Raw genomic sequence first — 17,689 nt, 5'->3', positions numbered from 1 at the left:
ACAGGAGAGACATGAGCGGCAAGGGCGCACCCGAACTGTCCGTACGCAACTGCGGTGACCTGCGCGTGGCGGTCGTCGCCGCGCAGTGGCACGAGAAGGTCATGGACGGACTCGTCGACGGCGCACTGCGCGCCCTGCACGAGCTCGGCATCGACGAGCCGACCCTGCTCCGGGTGCCCGGCAGTTTCGAGCTCCCGGTCGTGGCCAAGGTCCTCGCGGGCCGCGGCTACGACGCGGTCGTCGCCCTCGGCGTCATCATCCGCGGCGGTACTCCCCACTTCGAGTACGTCTCCCAGGGCGTCACCAACGGCCTCACCCAGGTCGCGGTCGACACCGGGGTGCCCGTCGGCTTCGGGGTGCTCACCTGCGACACCGAGGAGCAGGCGCTCGACCGGGCCGGCCTCGAAGGGTCCAACGAGGACAAGGGGCACGAAGCGGTCACCGCGGCCGTCGCCACCGCCGCCACGCTGCGCACCGTCAGCGAGCCCTGGCGCTGAGTGGGGCGCGCGGACCCCGTAGGCTAAGAACCATCATGGCGAACAAAACCTTCGAAGAGCTCTTCGCCGAGCTGCAGCTCAAGGCCGCCAACGGCGACCCCTCCACCTCCCGCACCGCCGAACTGGTGGGCAAGGGCGTCCATGCCATCGGCAAGAAGGTCGTCGAGGAGGCCGCCGAAGTCTGGATGGCCGCCGAGCACGAGAGCAAGGACGCCGCCGCCGAGGAGATCTCCCAGCTGCTGTACCACGTCCAGGTGATGATGGTCGCCCGCGGGATCTCGCTCGACGACGTCTACGCCCACCTCTGAGCAGGACCCCGCACCACCCACCCCTTCCGCACCCCGAACTCCTCCTCGCAAAGGAAGCTGACCTCATGCTGCGCATCGCCGTCCCCAACAAGGGTTCACTCTCCGGGCCTGCGATGGCGATGCTCCATGAGGCCGGGTACCAGCAGCGCAAGGAGTCCAAGGAACTCGTCCTGGTCGACCCCGAGAACGAGGTCGAGTTCTTCTACCTGCGCCCCCGCGACATCGCGATCTACGTCAGCTCCGGCCGCCTTGACATCGGCATCACCGGCCGCGACCTGCTGCTCGACTCCGGGGCCGACGCCGAGGAGATCCTCCAGCTCGGCTTCGCCCGCTCCACCTTCCGCTACGCCACCAGGCCCGGCACGGCCCAGGGCCCGCAGGACTTCGACGGCAAGACGATCGCCACCTCCTACGAGGGCATCGTCGCCAAGCACCTCGCCGACGCCGGCATCAACGCCTCCGTCGTCCACCTCGACGGCGCGGTCGAGACCGCCATCGAACTCGGTGTCGCCCAGGTCATCGCCGATGTCGTGGAGACCGGCACCAGCCTGCGCAACGCCGGCCTCGAAGTCATCGGCGAGCCGATCATGAAGTCGGAGGCCGTCGTCATCCGCCGCGCCGGCGCCCCGGACGACGACCCCAAGGTGCAGCAGTTCCTCCGCCGCCTCCAGGGCGTCCTGGTCGCCCGCTCCTACGTGATGATGGACTACGACTGCCGCGTCGAGCACCTGGAGCGCGCGGTCGCCCTCACCCCGGGCCTGGAGTCGCCGACCATCTCCCCGCTGCACCACGAGGGCTGGGTCGCCGTCCGCTCCATGGTCGCCGCCCGGGAGGCGCAGCGGATCATGGACGACCTGTACGACCTCGGCGCCCGCGCCATCCTCACCACCGCCATCCACGCCTGCCGCCTCTGACGGCCAGGCGTCCCCGGAAGACAGCAGAACAGCCCCCGGAAGACAGAAGAACATCATGTCCGCCCCCGCGCCCCGGTCCGAACTACCCACCCTTCCGGTCACGTTCCGGCCGACCCGAACCCGGGTGGTCCTGCTGACCGTGGGGGCGGTGATGTTCCTCGTCATCACCGCCGTCGCCCTGACACTGGAACGGCTGAGCGGGGGGGAGCGGATCAGCTTCGTCTTCACCGCGCTGCTGTTCTTCGGTGTGCTCGCCCTGCTCAGCCGCCCGAAGGTGGTCGCGGACGAGGACGGGGTGACGGTGGTCAACCTCACCCGGACGCGCCGGCTGTCCTGGGCGGAGATCCTCCGCGTCAACCTGCGTGCCGGCGACCCCTGGGTCTTCCTCGACCTCAGCGACGGGACGAGCATGCCCGCCCTCGGCATCCAGCCGGGCGTCGCCAAGCAGCAGGCCATCCGGGACGCCCGCGCACTGCGGGCCCTCGCCGAGAACCACGGCACCGGCAAGGACATCGGCTGAGCCCCCTGCCCCGCACGGGCTCTTCTTGATTACCCTGGAGGACGGCGGCGCCCCTGTGCGCCCCCGCCCCGCACCGGAAGGTCCTCGGGACCGGCGGGGCTTTCCTGCGACCCAAGGAGTGACTCCTTCCAGCAATGGACGGATCGTCCGGTAGTACCTGCGCCGCCCCCTCCCCGGAGGCGGCGGCATGACCACCCCCTTGCTGCTGCTGAGCGCGGCATTCCTTCTCATCCTCGCCAACGGATTCTTCGTGGCGGCCGAGTTCGGCCTCGTCACGGTGGAGCGGCCGGACGCCGAGCGCGCCGCCGCCGAGGGCGACCGGCGGGCCCGTACCGTCGTCGAAGCCCTGCGTGAACTCTCCTTCCAGCTCTCCGGCACCCAGCTGGGCATCACCATCACCTCACTGGTCGTCGGCATGCTCGCCGAACCGGCGCTCGCCCAGTTGCTGGACGGCCCCCTCACCGCGACCGGACTGCCCGACGGTGCCGTCCCCGGCATCAGCGTGGTCATCGGGATGCTGGTGGCCTCCGCCGTCCAGATGGTGATCGGCGAACTCGTGCCCAAGAACTGGGCGGTCTCCCGGCCGCTCCAGGTCGCCCGGTTCGTCGCCGGTCCCCAGCACCGTTTCTCCGCCGTGTTCCGCCCGGTGATCAGCCTGCTGAACACCGTGGCCAACCGGCTGGTGCGGCTGCTGGGCGTGGAGCCCACCGAGGAACTGGCCTCCGCCCGCACCCCCGGTGAGCTGGTCTCCCTGGCCCGGCACTCGGCCGAGGCCGGCACCCTCGAACAGGACACCGCGGACCTCTTCGTACGGACCCTGTCGCTCGCCGGGCTCACCGCCCAGCACGTCATGACCCCCCGGGTGAAGGTCAGCGCCCTGCAGTCCTCGGCGACCGCGGCGGACGTCCTCAACCTCACCCGCGCCACCGGCCTCTCCCGCTTCCCGGTCTACCGGGAGCGCATCGACGAGGTCGTCGGCATGGTCCACCTCAAGGACGCGCTCGCCGTGCCCGCCGCCGACCGGCTGCGCACCCCGGCCGGCCGGATCGCCGTGCCGCCGCTGCTGGTCCCCGAGACCCTGCCCGTCGAGCAGCTGCTCCAGCGGCTGCGCAACGAGCAGCCGATCGCCGTCGTGGTCGACGAGTACGGCGGCACCGCCGGGGTCGTCACCCTGGAGGACATCATCGAGGAACTCGTCGGCGAGGTCCGCGACGAGCACGACGCCGAGGGCGCCGACCGGCCCGAGCTGGTCCCCGCCGCCCCCGAGGACGGTCGCCCGGCCTGGGACGTCGAAGGCAGCTGCCGCGTCCTGAGCCTACGCCGGATAGGACTCGACGTCCCCGACGGCCCGTACGAGACCGTGGCCGGGCTCGTCGCCGATCTGCTGGGCCGCATCCCGGCCCCCGGCGACCGGGCCGAACTGCCCGGCTGGCGGCTCTCCGTCCGCCAGGTCGGCCACTACCGCGCCGAGCGGGTCCGCTTCGTGCGCACCACGGCCGCCCCGGCCACCGTCCCCGTCACCGGGGCACCGGTGACCCACGAGGTCCTGGAGGCCGTGCGATGAGCGTGGTCCAGTTGCTCCTCGCGGGGTTCCTCGTGCTGGCGAACGGCTTCTTCGTCGGCGCGGAGTTCGCCCTCGTGTCCGTACGGCGCAGCCAGGTCGAACCCCTCGCGGCGGCCGGGTCGGGCCGCGCCCACAAGGTGCTGTACGGCCTGGAGAACCTGCCGCAGATGATGGCCGCCGCCCAGTTCGGCATCACCGTCTGCTCGCTGACCCTCGGCGCCGTCGCCGAACCGACCGTCGCCCATCTGCTGGAGCCGGTCTTCCAGGCGGTCCACCTGCCCGAGGGGCTGATCCACCCGCTCGGCTACGTCCTGGCGCTCGCCCTCGTGGTCTTCCTCCACCTCGTCATCGGCGAGATGGTCCCGAAGAACCTCGCGATGGCCGCGCCGGAGCGGACCGCGCTCTGGCTCAGCCCCGGCCTGGTGGGCTTCGCCCGCCTGTGCCGGCCGGTCACCTCCGCCCTGGGCGCCTGCGCCCGGCTGGTGCTCCGGCTCTTCGGCGTGGAGCCCAAGGACGAGGTGGAGGCCGTCTTCACCAGCGAGCAGCTCAACCGCCTCGTCGAGGACTCCGGGCAGGCCGGGCTGCTGGAGCCGGAGGCCCAGGAACGGCTGGAGGACGCGCTGGAGCTGGGCAGCAGGCCCGTCACCGACGTGCTGCTCAAGCGGGCCTCCCTGGTGACGGTGGACCCGTCCGTCACCCCGCGCCGGATCGAGGAGCTGACCGTGCGCACCGGCTACTCGCGCTTCCCGGTGTGCGCGGAGGGCGGCGGTCCGTTCATGGGCTATCTGCACGTCAAGGACGTCCTGGACCTGGAGGACGGCGAACGGGCCGTCCCGCAGCAGGTGTGGCGCCCGATGGCGACGGTACGGGCCGAACTGCCCCTGGACGACGCCCTGACCGTGATGCGCAGGGCGGCCACCCACCTGGCCCAGGTCGCCGACGCGTCGGGCCGGATCCTCGGCCTGGTCGCCATGGAGGACGTCCTGGAGATGCTCGTCGGCGAGGTGCGCGACCCGGCCCACCGGGTCTCGGTGCCGCGCCGGGCGGCGGAGACGACGTCCGGCACCGGCGAACTCGCCGCATCGGCCCGATAGGGAGTCCCCGGACCGGAAACCACAGGAGCCGCCGCCCTCACGGGGCCGGCGGCTCCTGCTGTCCCCGGTCCACCGGGCCCCGGCCGGACAGGACCTCGCCGTACGCCTGCATCAGGTCCGGCAGCCGCAGCGTGGCCAGGTCGTCCCGGCCCGGTACGGCGGCGTACCCGGAGAGCCGCAGGTCCCGGTAGGCGCAGCTCTTCTCGTACAGGGTGCGCAGGAACCGTCCGTTGCCCAGCTCGTCGATCCAGCCCTGCTCGACGACGTGGCCGCTGATGGAACGCAGCTCGTCGAGCGACTCCTCGTCCCACGCGTCGCCGTTCTCCGTCGCCAGCACCTCGCCGATCGAGGTGAGCTCCAGCGGCCGGTAGCTCGGGAAGTCCACCCGGGTGGTGAAGCGCGAGGAGAGCCCGGGGTTGGTGGCCAGCAGCCGGTCCATGCCCTCCGGGTAGCCGGCGAGGATGACGACCAGGTGGTCCCGGTTGTCCTCCGCACGCTTGAGGAGCACCTGGAGGGCCTCGTCGCCGTACGCGTCGCCCTTGCTGTAACCGCTGTTGGAGAGGCTGTACGCCTCGTCCACGAAGAGCACCCCGCCGAGCGCCGAGTCGATCAGCTCATTGGCCTTGACCGCTGTCTGGCCGAGGAACTCGCCCACCAGGTCGGCCCGTTGGGCCTCGACCAGATGGTCGCCGCCGAGCAGCCCCAGCGCGTAGAAGACCCGGCCCAGGATGCGGGCCACCGTGGTCTTGCCGGTGCCGGAGGGACCTGAGAAGACGAAGTGGCGCTTCGGCGGCTGGACGGGCAGCCCCTGCCCGGCCCGCAGCCGCGCCATGTTCAGCTGTGCGGACAACGCCTTGACCTGGCGCTTGACCGGTTCCAGCCCCACCATCCGCTCCAGCTCGGCCAGCGCCTCGGCGAGCAGCACCGGATCGCTGGGCCCCGCCGGGAAGGGCGCCGGCGACCCGCCGGGGGCCGCGCTCTTGCGCCGCACCCCGTCGGGAGGCGGCACCCCGAGGCCCGTGAGCCCCGAGGGTTCGCCGCCGGGCCGCAGCTCCCGGCCGTCCACCAGATCGGTGCCGAGCGGCGGATCGACGTCCGGCGGGACCTCCGACCCGGTGGCGTCCGTCCCCGACACGGTGTTGTCCGTGCCCACCAGGGACACGGCGGCCAGACCGGACGCCTCCTCGGCACCCTCCAGACCGTCGTAGTCCGCGATCGCGGCCAGCCGCGCCGAGGTGTCCATGAACGCCGGGTCGACCCGGTGCACCGCCCGGTAGAGCGGCAGGGCGGCGGCGCTGCGGCCGGTGCCCTCGTACGCGCGGGCCAGCCAGTAGCGCAGCTCCTTGCGCTGGGGCTGCTCGCTGCGGCAGCGCATCAGGGCGGTGGCGAGCAGCGGCTCGGCCTGCCTGTACATCTCCAGCCGGACCCGGGCCATCCCGCCGAACAGTCCCGCCTCGATGCCGAGCAGCGGGTCGTCCGTCAACTGGTCGGTGTTGCGGACGAGTTGCTCCCAGTCCTTGACCAGGTAGGAGCGGCAGGCGTGCAGGAAACGCACCTGCGGGTCCGTGTCCACCGGCGGCAGGCCCGCGAGCGCCCGGTCCAGCTCGGGGACGTGGCGGCCGTCCAGCCAGTGCGAGGCGTGTGCGAGCAGCAGGTCGCGCGGGCTCTCCAGCACCGGTTGTACCCACCAGCCCAGCCAGTACCAGGAGTTGAGCGTGCGCCGGTGCCGGGTGCGCTGCTCGCCGAAGCGTTCGCGGTGGCGGTGCATGTGCAACAGCGCCGTCGTCGTGTCGACCCTCAGCGCGTGGAGGCCGAGCCAGCCGTCCGCCATGCCCGGGTCGAGGCGTACCGCGGTTCTGAATTCCTCCTCGGCCTGCGGATAGGCGCCCATGGTGTAGGCGTCCACGCCGCGCAGCCAGGCGAGGTCGGCCGGGGCCTGAGCGCCCTGCGTGCCGATGTCCATCTGGTCCCCCACAAACCGTGCCCCCAGGATGTCCCGCCGCCCGACCGGCTCGCCGGGGCGTGCCGAATCGATGTGCCACGGACGGGAATTGACCGCACCGAGAGGCATCGTACCTGCGCAGGGAGTGCGCGACTAAGGGCATCGCAGACGGAAGGAAGCCCGTGACCCAGGGTGATCGAAACGGGTCGGTCCGGGGCGGCGGAAGGGGCGTCGGAGCAGAACGAAGCCCCCGATCACGGGGGAACAACCGGGGGCTTCGTGTCCATTGGGGCTCCGAAAAGCCGCACAATGAGAACGTAAGACCTGTACCGCCCCCGGGTCAAGCGGAGTTGGGGCACTTCCGGGGGGTTTTCTCACCATTCGACACGACAGCTCGATGCGCTCACCCTACGTGACGGAATGGTTCGTTCCTGCTGCTGTTCGAGGTCCCTCCAGCAACTCGTACCCCACGGGCAACTGCCGTACCAGGGTGTCCGCGTGAGGTCGTGAAGGATCGGCCGAGAAGTGCTCCGTCTCGGCCGCCGTCCACCCGTCCCAGAAGTCCGAGAGCGCCGGACCGTCCCGGCGGCGGCCGCGCCGCCAGGACGCCTCGGCGTCGAGGTCCATCCACAGGAGTTGTGCCAGGTGCGGTCGCAGCGCCCGCCGCCCGGCCCCGACCCCCTCGACGACGACCACCGGCGCCGGCTCCAGGACGCGCGGCGTCCCGAACCGCCGCGCGGTCCAGTCGTACGGCGCGTAGCGCGCGCACTCGCCGCGCCCCAGCGGTCCGGTCACCTGCTCCCGCATCCGGCCCGTCCAGGTGAAGAAGGAGTCGTGGGCGGCCAGGTCGTCCAGGTGCAGGACGGGGGCGTCGCCGAGCGCGGCGGCCAGCCGGGCGGCGAAGGTGCTCTTCCCCGACCCCGCGTGGCCGTCGACGGCGACCAGCCGCACCGGGCCGCAGGACGGTGCCAGGGCGGGCAGCCGCGCGGCGAGGAGCGAGAGGGCGTTCATGCGGACCAGCCTACGAGCCGTCCCGGAACAGGTGCAGGTCACGCCAGTGGACCAGACCAATATTGCTTTCCCGGCGCGAGTCGAATCACTGGCCGAATCCGGTCGCGACCCGCGATAGTTGGCGCACTGTCGTGTATCCGCAGCCCCATTCCGCTTACGACTACGACCGGGGGTCCCGCCCATGAACAGACCGACCTCACGCAGGACCGTGCTGACCGCCGCGCTCGCGGTGGCGGCCACCGCCGGCTCGGTGTCGTCCGCCGCCGCGCGCTCCACGACCCCGTCCGGCACCTCCTCGGCGGCGGCCACCGTGGACAACCACTTCTGGCACAGCTCCGTCGACTGGCACGGCGGCCTCGGCGTCGGGACGCGCGTCGTGTCCGGCCTCCGGCCCGGTCTGGTGATCGGCCGCGCCGAGGGAAGCACCGACTACACCGACCCGCACACCGGTACGACCGCTTCCTGGGAGTACGCCACCTGGACCTCCCCGGTCCACCGGTCCGCCGTCCCGGCGACCGAGGTGATCGCCTCCTGGAACGCCGAGACCCCGGCGGGCACCTGGATCCAGGTCGAGCTGCAGGGCCACTACTCGGACGCCACGCGGACCCCCTGGTACGTGATGGGCCGCTGGGCCGCGGGCGACGGGGACATCCGCCGCACCTCCGTCGACGACCAGACCGACGGCAGGAGCTCCGTCTGGACCGACACCCTCTCGGTGGACGACGCGACGAGCGGGCTGCGGCTGACCGCGTACCGGCTGCGCCTCACCCTCCACCGCACCCCGGGCAGCCGCCTCACCCCCGTCGTCCGGCGGCTCGGGGCGATGGCCTCCGACGTCCCGGACCGCTTCACGGTGCCGGCCAGCACCCCCGGCCTGGTCCAGGAGCTGCTGGTGCCGCGCTACTCGCAGAACGTCCACGCGGGCGAGTACCCGGAGTACGACAACGGCGGCGAGGCCTGGTGCAGCCCCACCTCGTCCCAGATGATCATCGAGTACTGGGGGCGCAGGCCCACCGCCGAGGACCTCGCCTGGGTCCGGCCGGAACTGGCCGACCCGCAGGTCTGCCACGCGGCCCGGTTCACCTACGACTACCAGTACGAGGGCTGCGGCAACTGGCCGTTCAACGCCGCGTACGCCGCGACGTACCACGACATGCGCGCGGCGGTGACCCGGCTGACCTCGCTCACGGACGTGGAGACGCTGATCCGCGCGGGCATCCCGGTCATAACGTCCCAGTCCTTCCTCAAGGAGGAGCTGACCGGGGCGGGGTACGGCACGTCCGGCCACCTGATGACCGTGATCGGGTTCACCGCGGACGGCGACGTGATCGCCAACGACCCGGCCTCGCCGGACAACGAGGCCGTGCGCCGGGTCTACCGGCGCCGGGAGTGGGAGAACATCTGGCTGCGCACCAAGCGCTACGACGCGAACGGCAAGGTCAGGAGCGGTACGGGCGGGGTCTGCTACGTCTACTGGCCCGCGCGGCCGACACCGGCCCAGCGCCGTGTCCTGAGGTCGTTCGACCTGTTGTGAGCCCATGCGGCGCCCCGGCCGCCCCGCCCACCCGACGGCAGCGCTCCCGGCCGTCCCGGGCGGGGGTGGCCGCGGAGGTCCACCGTGACCTTGATCGAACGATGTCCGAGCCGGTGAGACACCTCGTGAATGGGCACTTTGCCGGGCAGGGCCACGGTGGTCCATTTGTGGCGCAAGTCGTGCGGGTCGTGGTGAGTTCCTTGTCGAGGGGCGGTCTGGAGACGGCCCCGGACGAGGCAGGGGCCGAGTGGTGACGGGATGCTTGATCGGGGGGAAACCCGGCGATCGGCTTACGGGCAGTGATCGCTGGATGTAACAGTTGGGTCATGCGCAGTGACGAGGCCGGAGTGCAGGGATCCGTCACCGACCTGGTGCGGGAGCGGTGGGGAGTCACGCTGGGCGGAGAGTTCCCGGCGCGGTTCGCGGAGCCGGGGTGGAGATGCGAGGCGACCGTCGACCGCCGCTGTCCGGTATGTGGCGGCGAACTGCACGCCCTGCGCAGACCGTACGAGTCACAGGGGCGCACCTACCAGTACACAGCGCTTGTCTGCCCTGCCTGTCCCACCGCCTTCACCCTCGCGGATCTCGGGGTGAAACGGTACGACCAGCTCACCGACGCCTTGCCCCGCCGGGCCGGGCAGGCCACCCCGTCCCCGCCCGTTCCGCGCGGGGCCTGCCCGGACGGGCCGGGGGTCACCGTGACCGCGATCATCAGGGTTCCGGCGCAGTCGCGCCCGGGGACGCATACGGCCCGTGGACCGGCGTGGCCGGAGGACCTGGTCGTGCCCGACGAGACGGAGCAGCGTGCCTTGTTGTGGTGCAAGGCCGCCGATTCCGAGTGGCGTCCGGCCGAGGCGGCGCTCGCGGCGGCTGAGGACGCGCGGGTGATCCTTCCTGAAGGCCCGGAGTACGAGGCGCTGCGGACCTGGCTGAAGGAGCGGGACGTTCCGTACCGCGTCAGCCGCTACTGGGAGGAGGCCGGTCGGGTCGGCACGGTCACGGAGACCGGTGGCCGTACGGAACTGGTCGCGGCCGGCCCGGACGGCGCGGCACCCGCCGCCGGGCCCTGGGCGGTCGCGGCCCGGGACGCCTTCGCCGCCCAGTGGGACGCGCTGGAGGAACTGCCGGACGGTGCCGCCGACGCATACGTGCCCGTGGGCGAGCTGGTGCCGGCCGATTGGGCCGGGCTGCTGCCGCACCCGTCGTTCAATCCGGTGCAGGCCGCCGCCGTACCGGTGGTGCTTGAGGACACCGGGCATCTGGTCGTCGTCGCGCCGACGGGTGCGGGAAAGACCCCGATCGGGATGGTCGCGGCCCTTGAGGCGCACGCCCGCGGACGCAAGGCGGCCTGGCTGGTGCCGCAGTGCTCGCTCACCGACGAGCTCGACCGCGAGCTCCAGCTGTGGCGCAGCCGTGGGCTGCGGGTGGTGCGACTGACCGGTGAGGCCGCGGTGGACACGGAGCTGATCCGGGCGGCCGACGTATGGGTGGCCACCACCGAGAAGTTCGAAGCGATCTGCCGCGCGGGCTCGCTGCGGGACGCGCTCGCCGAGGTCGGCTGCCTGGTGGTCGACGAGATCCATCTGCTCGGCGACCCGACGCGCGGCGCCGTCCTGGAGGCGCTGCTCGCCCGGGTACGGGAGGACGGCGCGGCCACCCGGATCGTCGGCCTGTCCGCGACGGTCGCCAACGCCGACGAGGTCGCCCACTGGCTGGGCGCCCGGCTGGTCCGCACCACCTGGCGGCCCACCCGGCTCACCTGGCAACTGCCCCTTCTGCCCCCGGTCGACGAGACGGACTGGGTGAAGCGGGCCACCGTCCGCACCGAGGCCGCCGTACGCATCGCCCGACAGATCACCGGGGACGGCGGCAGCGTCCTCGTCTTCTGCGGCAGCAAGCGCGGGGTACGGTCCACGGCGCTCGCACTGGCCGCCGACCGGGGCGTGCCCACCACCGGCGTGGACGCCGACGACGCCGAAGAGGTGGAACGGCTGTGCACCAAGGCGGGCGTACGGCTGCACTACCGGGACTGGCCGTACAAGCGGGAGGCCGAGCAGGCGTTCCGCGCCCGCGAGGCGGAGATCCTGGTGGCCACCTCCACGGTGGCGGCCGGCGTCAACCTCCCCGCCCGCGCGGTGATCGTCCGCGACACGACCCTCGGCCTGGACCGCGTCGAGGTGTCGATGGTCCAGCAGATGTTCGGCCGCGCCGGGCGCATCGGTGCCGGCGAGCGCGAGGGCTGGGCGTTCCTGCTGAGCGATCCGGCGGAACGGGCGCACTGGCAGGCCCGGTTGGCTGCCGGGTACACCGTACGGTCACGGCTCGACGAGCACCTGGCCGACCATCTCCTCGCCGAGGCCGTGCAGGAGCGGCTGTCCACCCTCGACGGGGCGGAGCGCTGGTGGTCCGGGACGTTCGCCGCGTACCAGGGCCACGACAGCGTCGAACCGCTGCACGAGGCGGCGCGGTTCCTCGCCGAGGCGGGCTGCCTGCGGCCCGCTGCCGACGAGGAACGGCTGGAGCCCAGCCCCCTGGGTCGGCTGACCAGCCGCTTCATGGTGGACGCCACGATCGCTGACGACCTGGCGACGGCACTGCGGCAAGCGCCGGTACCCGAAGACCCGCTCGCCGCCGAGCAGTTGCTCGCATCCCTGCTGAGCACCCGTCTGCCCGTGCTCGAACAGGCGCCGTTCACCGAGCGGGCGAAGGCTGCTCTGCGCCGGGTCCTGCGCGAGACCGAGGGTGCGGACGACGAGCCGGACGACCCGTGGGGGCTCGGCCCGGCGCAGGGGCCGACGCCGGGCGACGACGAGCAGCAGCCGCAGGCCGGCGACCTCGCCCGCGCGGTCCTGCTGCTCGCGGCGACCCGCCCGCACCTCTTCCGCGGCCGACCCTCCTACATCCTCGGCATCCCCGTCGAATCCATGATCGGCATCCTGGAGGAGGCACAGCGCTATCTGGCCTGGCTGGGCGCGCAGGGCTCCCTCGGCACGGTCCATCCCTGGGTCGCCGTCGTCGCCGGTGACCTCGCGCTGCGCATCCGCTGGCGCACCCTGGGCCCCGGCCGAGGAGCCGGACGCCTGCTGTGGATGTGCGAACGCATGGCCACGGCCCCGCGCGCACCCCAGCTCGTCCCCCGCATGTGGCACGCGGCCCGGACCCGCGGCATCGACGCGCCCGACTGGAACGGCACGACCCCGCCGAGCGACTGTGCCCTGCCCCCGGACCGCTACCGCGCCCTCCTCGCGGAGCGCGTCACCGGCACGTGCCTCACCGTTCAGGACGACACGGTCCGGGCATGGGCCCCGCCCGGAGCTGTGATTCGTCTGTGGAACGGTGCGACCACCACACTGCACCTCGCCGACGGCGAGGAGACCACGCTGCTCCTTCCGCCCGCCGACCCGGCCGACCCGTCGTCGGGGTGCTGCGGCGCGGCCGTTTTCACCCGCGCCGACCGGCTGGCGGCAGGCTGGCTCGGAGCGTACGCAACGATGCGCGCCTGACCGGGGCAGCCGGCCACAAGCGGCCGGTGGGTGAGGCGGACATGGGGCACAGGGAGGTGATCTCCACCGGGTGCTTCGGCCCAGTGGCATAGGCGTCCTGGCTGGAGATGTCCCGTCCCGTGAGAATCGCCGCGTACCGGTACTTCAGCGCCCGCAGTGCGACCGTGCACTCCTCCAGCCCGGCGATGACGGACTCGGACTGCGGCAGATCCAGTTCGGTCCAGGCGCCGTTGGTGCCCAGCCGGATCTCAGGCTGCTGCCCGCCCTCGTCGTCTTCGAGCAGGGCAATGCTTGCGGACAGCGTCGGCGCGTCGTAGCGGGTGCTCTTGGTGCGCCGAGCCGAGCCGCTCCATCACGATGCTCTCGTGCGCATGCGCAAGGTCCTCGGCCGCGAGGAACTGTCCAATTCTGTGGACCGACCGGACAGTCCAATGACCGGTCGATGTCCGGTGGGTTCCGCCAGCGCCGAGTTGATCACGGGTGGACGCCCGCCTGCGCAGCCAGATACTCGATGCCGCGGTGGCCGGACTCCTTGGACACGTAGACGTGGACCGCGTGCCGGCCGGACGGCAGTGCAGGGTCGGAGTGGTCGCCGCGGAAGGCGACCTGTACCGCGTCGTGGCGGAAGCCGTGCAGGCCGTGCTCGGGCCTGTCCGGCCAGCGGCCCGGCCACACGAGGAAGACCGCGTTGTCGTTATCGCCCAGTGCCGCGATGACCCGCTCCTCGGCCGTCCCCGGTGCGAACCGTGCCGACATCTCGAGCGGCAGGTGCGCCTCCAGTTCACGGTCGTCCATGGACGACACGTACGGTTCGCAGCCGCCGGCACCGCAAGAGAGCCGGGCGCCAGGGTAAGGGCGGTGCACAAAGCGGGAGTTCGGCAGCGCCGTCGCCATCCGACGGACCTCGTCGACGCTCTCCAGGTGCGTCAGCAGCTCTACCTCCTCGCCGCGGTGTTCCATCAGCGCGCACAGCCGCATGGCCTGGCGGTACGCGTCGGCGGCGTCAGCGGTGACGTGGACACAGCGTGAGTAGCCGGCCAGACAGTCTTCGCACATGGCCGCATGGTGCCACCCGCTGGTCCGGACTGCCACCCGGAACGATCGGCGGACTCCGATGCCGAGGGGCGGCCGTCGGCATGGCCCCCCACGATGCCTTGACGAGCAGGGCGTACAAGCTGCGCAGGCCGATGGTGTCGAGGTGGAGAAAGTCCGTCGCGAGCAGGCCACCGACCTGGGTCTTGAGGAACCGAGTTGTCCCCAACCCGACGGACGCATGGGGCAGTTGGGCTGACAGGCGGGTGAAGCCCCTGCTAGACGGGTTTTCGACCGAGAAACCCGTCTCCACCAGAGGCTTCGTGTGCTTGTCCACCCGTCCGGCGTCGACGTGTCCGGCTCTGCCCTGCGCTTCCTGTCCGCCGAGCTTCGCCAACACCGCCGGGAGCTCGGTAGTCGGTGGAGGCGCCTGACTCCGGGCCGGCAGGCCCTGCCAACACTCGCCCACCTCCGCAACGGCCACCCCTGCGCCCAACTCGCGGCTGGGTTCGGTGTCGGCACCGCCGCCGCCTACCGATACGTCGCCGAGGCCGTCGACCTCCTGGCCGCACTCGCCCCGGCCCTCGAGGAGGCAGCCCGTACGGCATCGGCCAAGGCGCTCGTACTGCTGGACGGCACATTGCTGCCCATCGACCGGATCGCTGCGGACCGTCCCTTCTGCTCCGGGAAGCACAAGAAGCACGGGATGAACGTGCAGGTTCCGGCCGATCCGTTCGGCCGGCTGCTGTGGGCATCCCCTGCTCTTCCCGGTGCTGTCCATGACGTCCGGGCCGCCCGTGAAAACGTCATCCTCGGCATGCTCGCGAACGTCGGCATCACGTACTGGGCGGACAAGGGACACCGAGGTGCCGGAGGCACGGTCCGCATTCCGTACTGGGGCCGCTGGGAGACGCTCTCCGACGGTCGGAAGACCGTCAACCGGTCCCACACCAAGATCCGGGCCCTGGTCGAAAGGGCTGTCGCCGCCCTCAAGTCCTGGCGACTCCTCCGCAAACTGCGGTGCTCGACCACCCGCATCACAAGCCTGGTCCAAGCCGTCCTGACCCTGCATCTGGTCAGTTCAGGCCGATGACGGAAAGAGCTCAGTGGCCCGGACAGGTGCGGGTCCGGACTACTTCGCAGAAGGCTCGGGGATTCGCCAGACGATGGGAAAGCGATCCGAGTCCGGCAGGCTGAGCGGGCCGGGCGGGCCTATCTGCTTGATCAGGTAGCCGAAGACCATGTGGTGGGCGTCCTCGGACACGTCATCCCAGGTGTCCGGAGTCACGATCATGACCTCTTTCATCAGGCTCAGGTCCGACTCATTTTCGAGCATCTCCGCCCGGTCGTCCCGGTCCATCGTCTCATCGGTACGCATCGCGCGGATCGACTCCGCAAGAAGGTTGGGCTCAGCTCTCAAACGGCGGCGCACTTCCTGGCAGCCGTACCGGAAGGCCGCGTACGCATCCATCGCCTCCCGGTCCATGTCCTGGTAGCCGAACGGCGTGCCTTCGACGGCTCCGATGTAGTCGCCTTTCAGCGTGTGCAGCAGGACTCTCAGCGCGTGTTCAGCCCCACTTTCCTCGATGAACTTCTCCATCGCCCGGATCCACATGTCCTCGGAGATGATCGGTTCGTGCGGGGCGGCGAGCCCGGGGGCGATCTGGATGGCGCTGAACGGGTTGACCAGGATGCCCATGACCATCTCGGGCGTCCATGTGCCGTCCTCACCGCCCCATCCGCTGTTGGCCAGTTCCTGGAACGACTTCCGGCCACCTTTCTCTCCTTCCCGGGCGGCCCGCCACAGCAGCAGGAACCTCCCGGACTCGGCTTCCCCGTCCCGAGGAGGGCTGCACAGACTGGCCAGCACCATGACGATGTCGTGCAACGTCTCCCAGCGCGGCATCCGCTTTCCATTGAGCGCGGACCGCACGGTCTCGTGACTGGCTCCGGACAGCGAGTCCCCCCGCTCGCAGATCAGCGCACTCACCTTGCGGGAGCTCAGCTGGCCCGCTGCCCGGTGCAGTTCCTGCAGCGCGTCGACCAACTCCTGATGCCAGTTCTCCAGCTGGTACTCGTCCGGGGTGTCCGCCATCTGGATCCTCCTGTTCTCGGGGCCGGTGAACGGGCTTCGGCCGGGTGTCAAGTTTCGCTGCCGCGGCGCACCGCGGAGTCAGCTTTCGTCAAGTTTGACGCCCGGACTCCCGGTTGGTGACTAACGGGCGAACGCCCAGGTGAGCATGGTGGGGACGCCGGCGAAGCACAACACCCGAGGAGTGAGCTCCGTGCACATCCCTGCCTACGCACACGGCACGATCCGTGCCGCCCTACCCGCCGTACCGACGGCCCGGCAGATGGCAGGCCTGGACTGCTGCGTATGCGGCGCCCCGTTCGGCCGGGATCTCGGCGCGGTGCCGCTCGGTCCCGTTCCGGAGGCCGGTCCGTCCGGGTGCAGCCTGTGCCTGCGTCGGCTGATCACCCGGGCTCGGGAGACCCGGGACGCTGCGCTGACACGGAGCGCCCAGCAGGTCCGCGAGGATTCCGCGGCCTGGGAATCGGTCCGTGACCACCACCTGGCTCGGCTCGACGCGGTCCGGCGGGCCGCGGAGGAAGTCGCCGTACTGGCCGGGAACGAGGCGGTCCCACCGCTGCAGGTCGCCTGGCTGTCGATATCGCTGGAGTCGGCCCGTAACTGGATCCCGGACACCCCGGAGCCTCCCGCCTCGGTCGATCCGGAGGATCATCCGCTGACAAACGCGGAGATGCTGCTGGACAGTGCCGTAATCACGGCCCGCGGGGCCGTGGCCGACAGGCTCGCCTACCACTTGATCAATGAGGTTCAGCCCGACGAATCAGAGATGTGCGAGGAACTGGAGTGCCCCGAGGACTGCTCGGGACGACACGACGCGTCACATGTCGACTGCGGGCCGGATGCCATTTTCGAGGACCTTCTGCGGCACGGCGTCACCGTCGAGGAGCCCGATCCTGCTCCCCTCTCCCCGCAGTTTGCCGCGCTCTTCGCACCACGGTCCGAGGAACCGACCCCATTGTTCCCGGGGTTGGAGGAGCAGGCATCGGCCGCGCTCGCCCAACTCGGCATTGATCCGGACGACCCGGAGGTCCTGCTGAGTGTGGCGGCAGCCGGGCTGGCCGCCGAAGCCCTGCTGAACGAACCGCTCGACGCGATCCGTACGGCACCCGACGGACCGAGCGCCGGAGAGGTCTTCGCACAGGGCGTCGACCTGTACCGCCGAGCCCGCAAGGCACTCGTCGCCGCCCGCGACGGTGGGCCCGAACGCCTCGACGCGTTCACGGCCGTCGCCTCGGACCTTGACCTCCCCTGGGCCGGCGGCTCCCGTTTCACCTTGCGAGCCGCGTCCGGGCCGGTGAGTGACTTCGTCCGACACATCGATGAACAGACCTATATGACAAAGGAGTTGATGCGTCGACAGGGTTGGCGCAACGCGCTTCTGCACCGGGCGTTCACTGCCGTCTTGAAGGACACTCACCACTTTGGCATGCCCGACTGGCCCGCCGTCGTCGACGCCGCGATGGAGCATCTTGCCTCGCTGGACCGATCGTCCCTGCCTCCTGGGCTCACCGATCTCCGGACCGTGGAGACCGCACTGCTCCAGAAGCCGGACCGGCTGGGAGTGGACGCGCTCGAGTGGCTGGCCCGTCATGCCCTGCTCGGTTGACGGCCGACGGCCTCGCCGACCGCGGAACCAATCGTGTCAACGGGATGTGGGGAGTGCCGGCACATCCAGAGC

At 71.2% G+C, this 17,689-nt stretch carries 14 protein-coding genes; 10 read left to right on the top strand and 4 right to left on the bottom strand.

The window, feature by feature from the left end; genetic code table 11:
* Positions 1 to 11: 11 nt before the first annotated feature.
* The 6 genes from ribH to ABZZ04_RS34590 all read left to right on the top strand — a co-directional run bounded on the left by ribH (position 12) and on the right by ABZZ04_RS34590 (position 4,897).
* A complete protein-coding gene (gene ribH / locus ABZZ04_RS34615; RefSeq protein ID WP_351836421.1) occupies positions 12 to 497 on the top strand; it encodes a 6,7-dimethyl-8-ribityllumazine synthase in 486 nt (161 codons plus the stop codon).
* A 35-nt stretch (positions 498 to 532) separates the two neighbouring features.
* Positions 533 to 805, top strand: coding sequence for a phosphoribosyl-ATP diphosphatase (locus ABZZ04_RS34610; protein ID WP_148833253.1), 273 nt, complete (start codon positions 533 to 535; stop codon positions 803 to 805).
* Between the two features lie 65 nt (positions 806 to 870).
* Positions 871 to 1,719 (top strand): ATP phosphoribosyltransferase, encoded by an 849-nt coding sequence (gene hisG / locus ABZZ04_RS34605; protein WP_356936192.1) that lies wholly within the window; start codon positions 871 to 873, stop codon positions 1,717 to 1,719.
* Positions 1,720 to 1,774: 55 nt separating this feature from the next.
* Positions 1,775 to 2,239 (top strand): PH domain-containing protein, encoded by a 465-nt coding sequence (locus tag ABZZ04_RS34600; RefSeq protein WP_356936191.1) that lies wholly within the window; start codon positions 1,775 to 1,777, stop codon positions 2,237 to 2,239.
* A gap of 187 nt (positions 2,240 to 2,426) precedes the next feature.
* On the top strand, positions 2,427 to 3,803 hold the full coding sequence (locus ABZZ04_RS34595; protein ID WP_356936190.1) for a hemolysin family protein: 1,377 nt from the start codon (positions 2,427 to 2,429) through the stop codon (positions 3,801 to 3,803).
* Entirely contained in the window at positions 3,800 to 4,897 is a 1,098-nt protein-coding gene (locus tag ABZZ04_RS34590; RefSeq protein WP_356936189.1) for a hemolysin family protein, read from the top strand. The genes ABZZ04_RS34595 and ABZZ04_RS34590 overlap by 4 nt, the downstream gene beginning before the upstream one ends.
* A gap of 37 nt (positions 4,898 to 4,934) precedes the next feature.
* Here ABZZ04_RS34590 and ABZZ04_RS34585 read toward each other — a convergent pair whose 3' ends face one another.
* Positions 4,935 to 6,860, bottom strand: coding sequence for an AAA family ATPase (locus tag ABZZ04_RS34585; RefSeq protein ID WP_356936188.1), 1,926 nt, complete (start codon positions 6,858 to 6,860; stop codon positions 4,935 to 4,937).
* Between the two features lie 387 nt (positions 6,861 to 7,247).
* Complete coding sequence (locus ABZZ04_RS34580; protein WP_356936187.1) at positions 7,248 to 7,850, bottom strand: hypothetical protein; 603 nt, start codon at positions 7,848 to 7,850, stop codon at positions 7,248 to 7,250.
* A gap of 181 nt (positions 7,851 to 8,031) precedes the next feature.
* On the opposite strand from ABZZ04_RS34580, the gene ABZZ04_RS34575 reads away from it, so the two are divergent.
* A complete protein-coding gene (locus ABZZ04_RS34575) occupies positions 8,032 to 9,384 on the top strand; it encodes a peptidase C39 family protein (protein WP_356936186.1) in 1,353 nt (450 codons plus the stop codon).
* Positions 9,385 to 9,710: 326 nt separating this feature from the next.
* The gene (locus tag ABZZ04_RS34570) at positions 9,711 to 12,887 is read left to right on the top strand and encodes a DEAD/DEAH box helicase (RefSeq protein WP_356936185.1); all 3,177 of its coding nucleotides are present in this window, start codon (positions 9,711 to 9,713) and stop codon (positions 12,885 to 12,887) included.
* A 474-nt stretch (positions 12,888 to 13,361) separates the two neighbouring features.
* On the opposite strand, the gene ABZZ04_RS34565 is transcribed toward ABZZ04_RS34570, so the two are convergent.
* Complete coding sequence (locus ABZZ04_RS34565; RefSeq protein ID WP_356936184.1) at positions 13,362 to 13,943, bottom strand: hypothetical protein; 582 nt, start codon at positions 13,941 to 13,943, stop codon at positions 13,362 to 13,364.
* Between the two features lie 301 nt (positions 13,944 to 14,244).
* Between ABZZ04_RS34565 and ABZZ04_RS34560 the strand changes: the two genes are divergently transcribed.
* Entirely contained in the window at positions 14,245 to 15,012 is a 768-nt protein-coding gene (locus tag ABZZ04_RS34560) for a transposase family protein (protein ID WP_356936183.1), read from the top strand.
* Between the two features lie 39 nt (positions 15,013 to 15,051).
* Here the strand turns inward: ABZZ04_RS34560 and ABZZ04_RS34555 are convergent, their stop codons facing one another.
* On the bottom strand, positions 15,052 to 16,014 hold the full coding sequence (locus tag ABZZ04_RS34555; RefSeq protein ID WP_356936182.1) for a hypothetical protein: 963 nt from the start codon (positions 16,012 to 16,014) through the stop codon (positions 15,052 to 15,054).
* Between the two features lie 259 nt (positions 16,015 to 16,273).
* Here ABZZ04_RS34555 and ABZZ04_RS34550 point away from each other — a divergent pair, with 259 nt between their 5' ends.
* On the top strand, positions 16,274 to 17,617 hold the full coding sequence (locus ABZZ04_RS34550; protein WP_356936181.1) for a hypothetical protein: 1,344 nt from the start codon (positions 16,274 to 16,276) through the stop codon (positions 17,615 to 17,617).
* The last annotated feature ends 72 nt before the right edge of the window (positions 17,618 to 17,689 follow it).

The sequence above is a fragment of the Streptomyces sp. NPDC006435 genome (assembly GCF_040612315.1).
Taxonomy (GTDB): domain Bacteria; phylum Actinomycetota; class Actinomycetes; order Streptomycetales; family Streptomycetaceae; genus Streptomyces.
The sequence above is the reverse complement of the archived record's forward strand: the minus strand, read 5'-3'. Positions and strand labels throughout refer to the sequence as shown.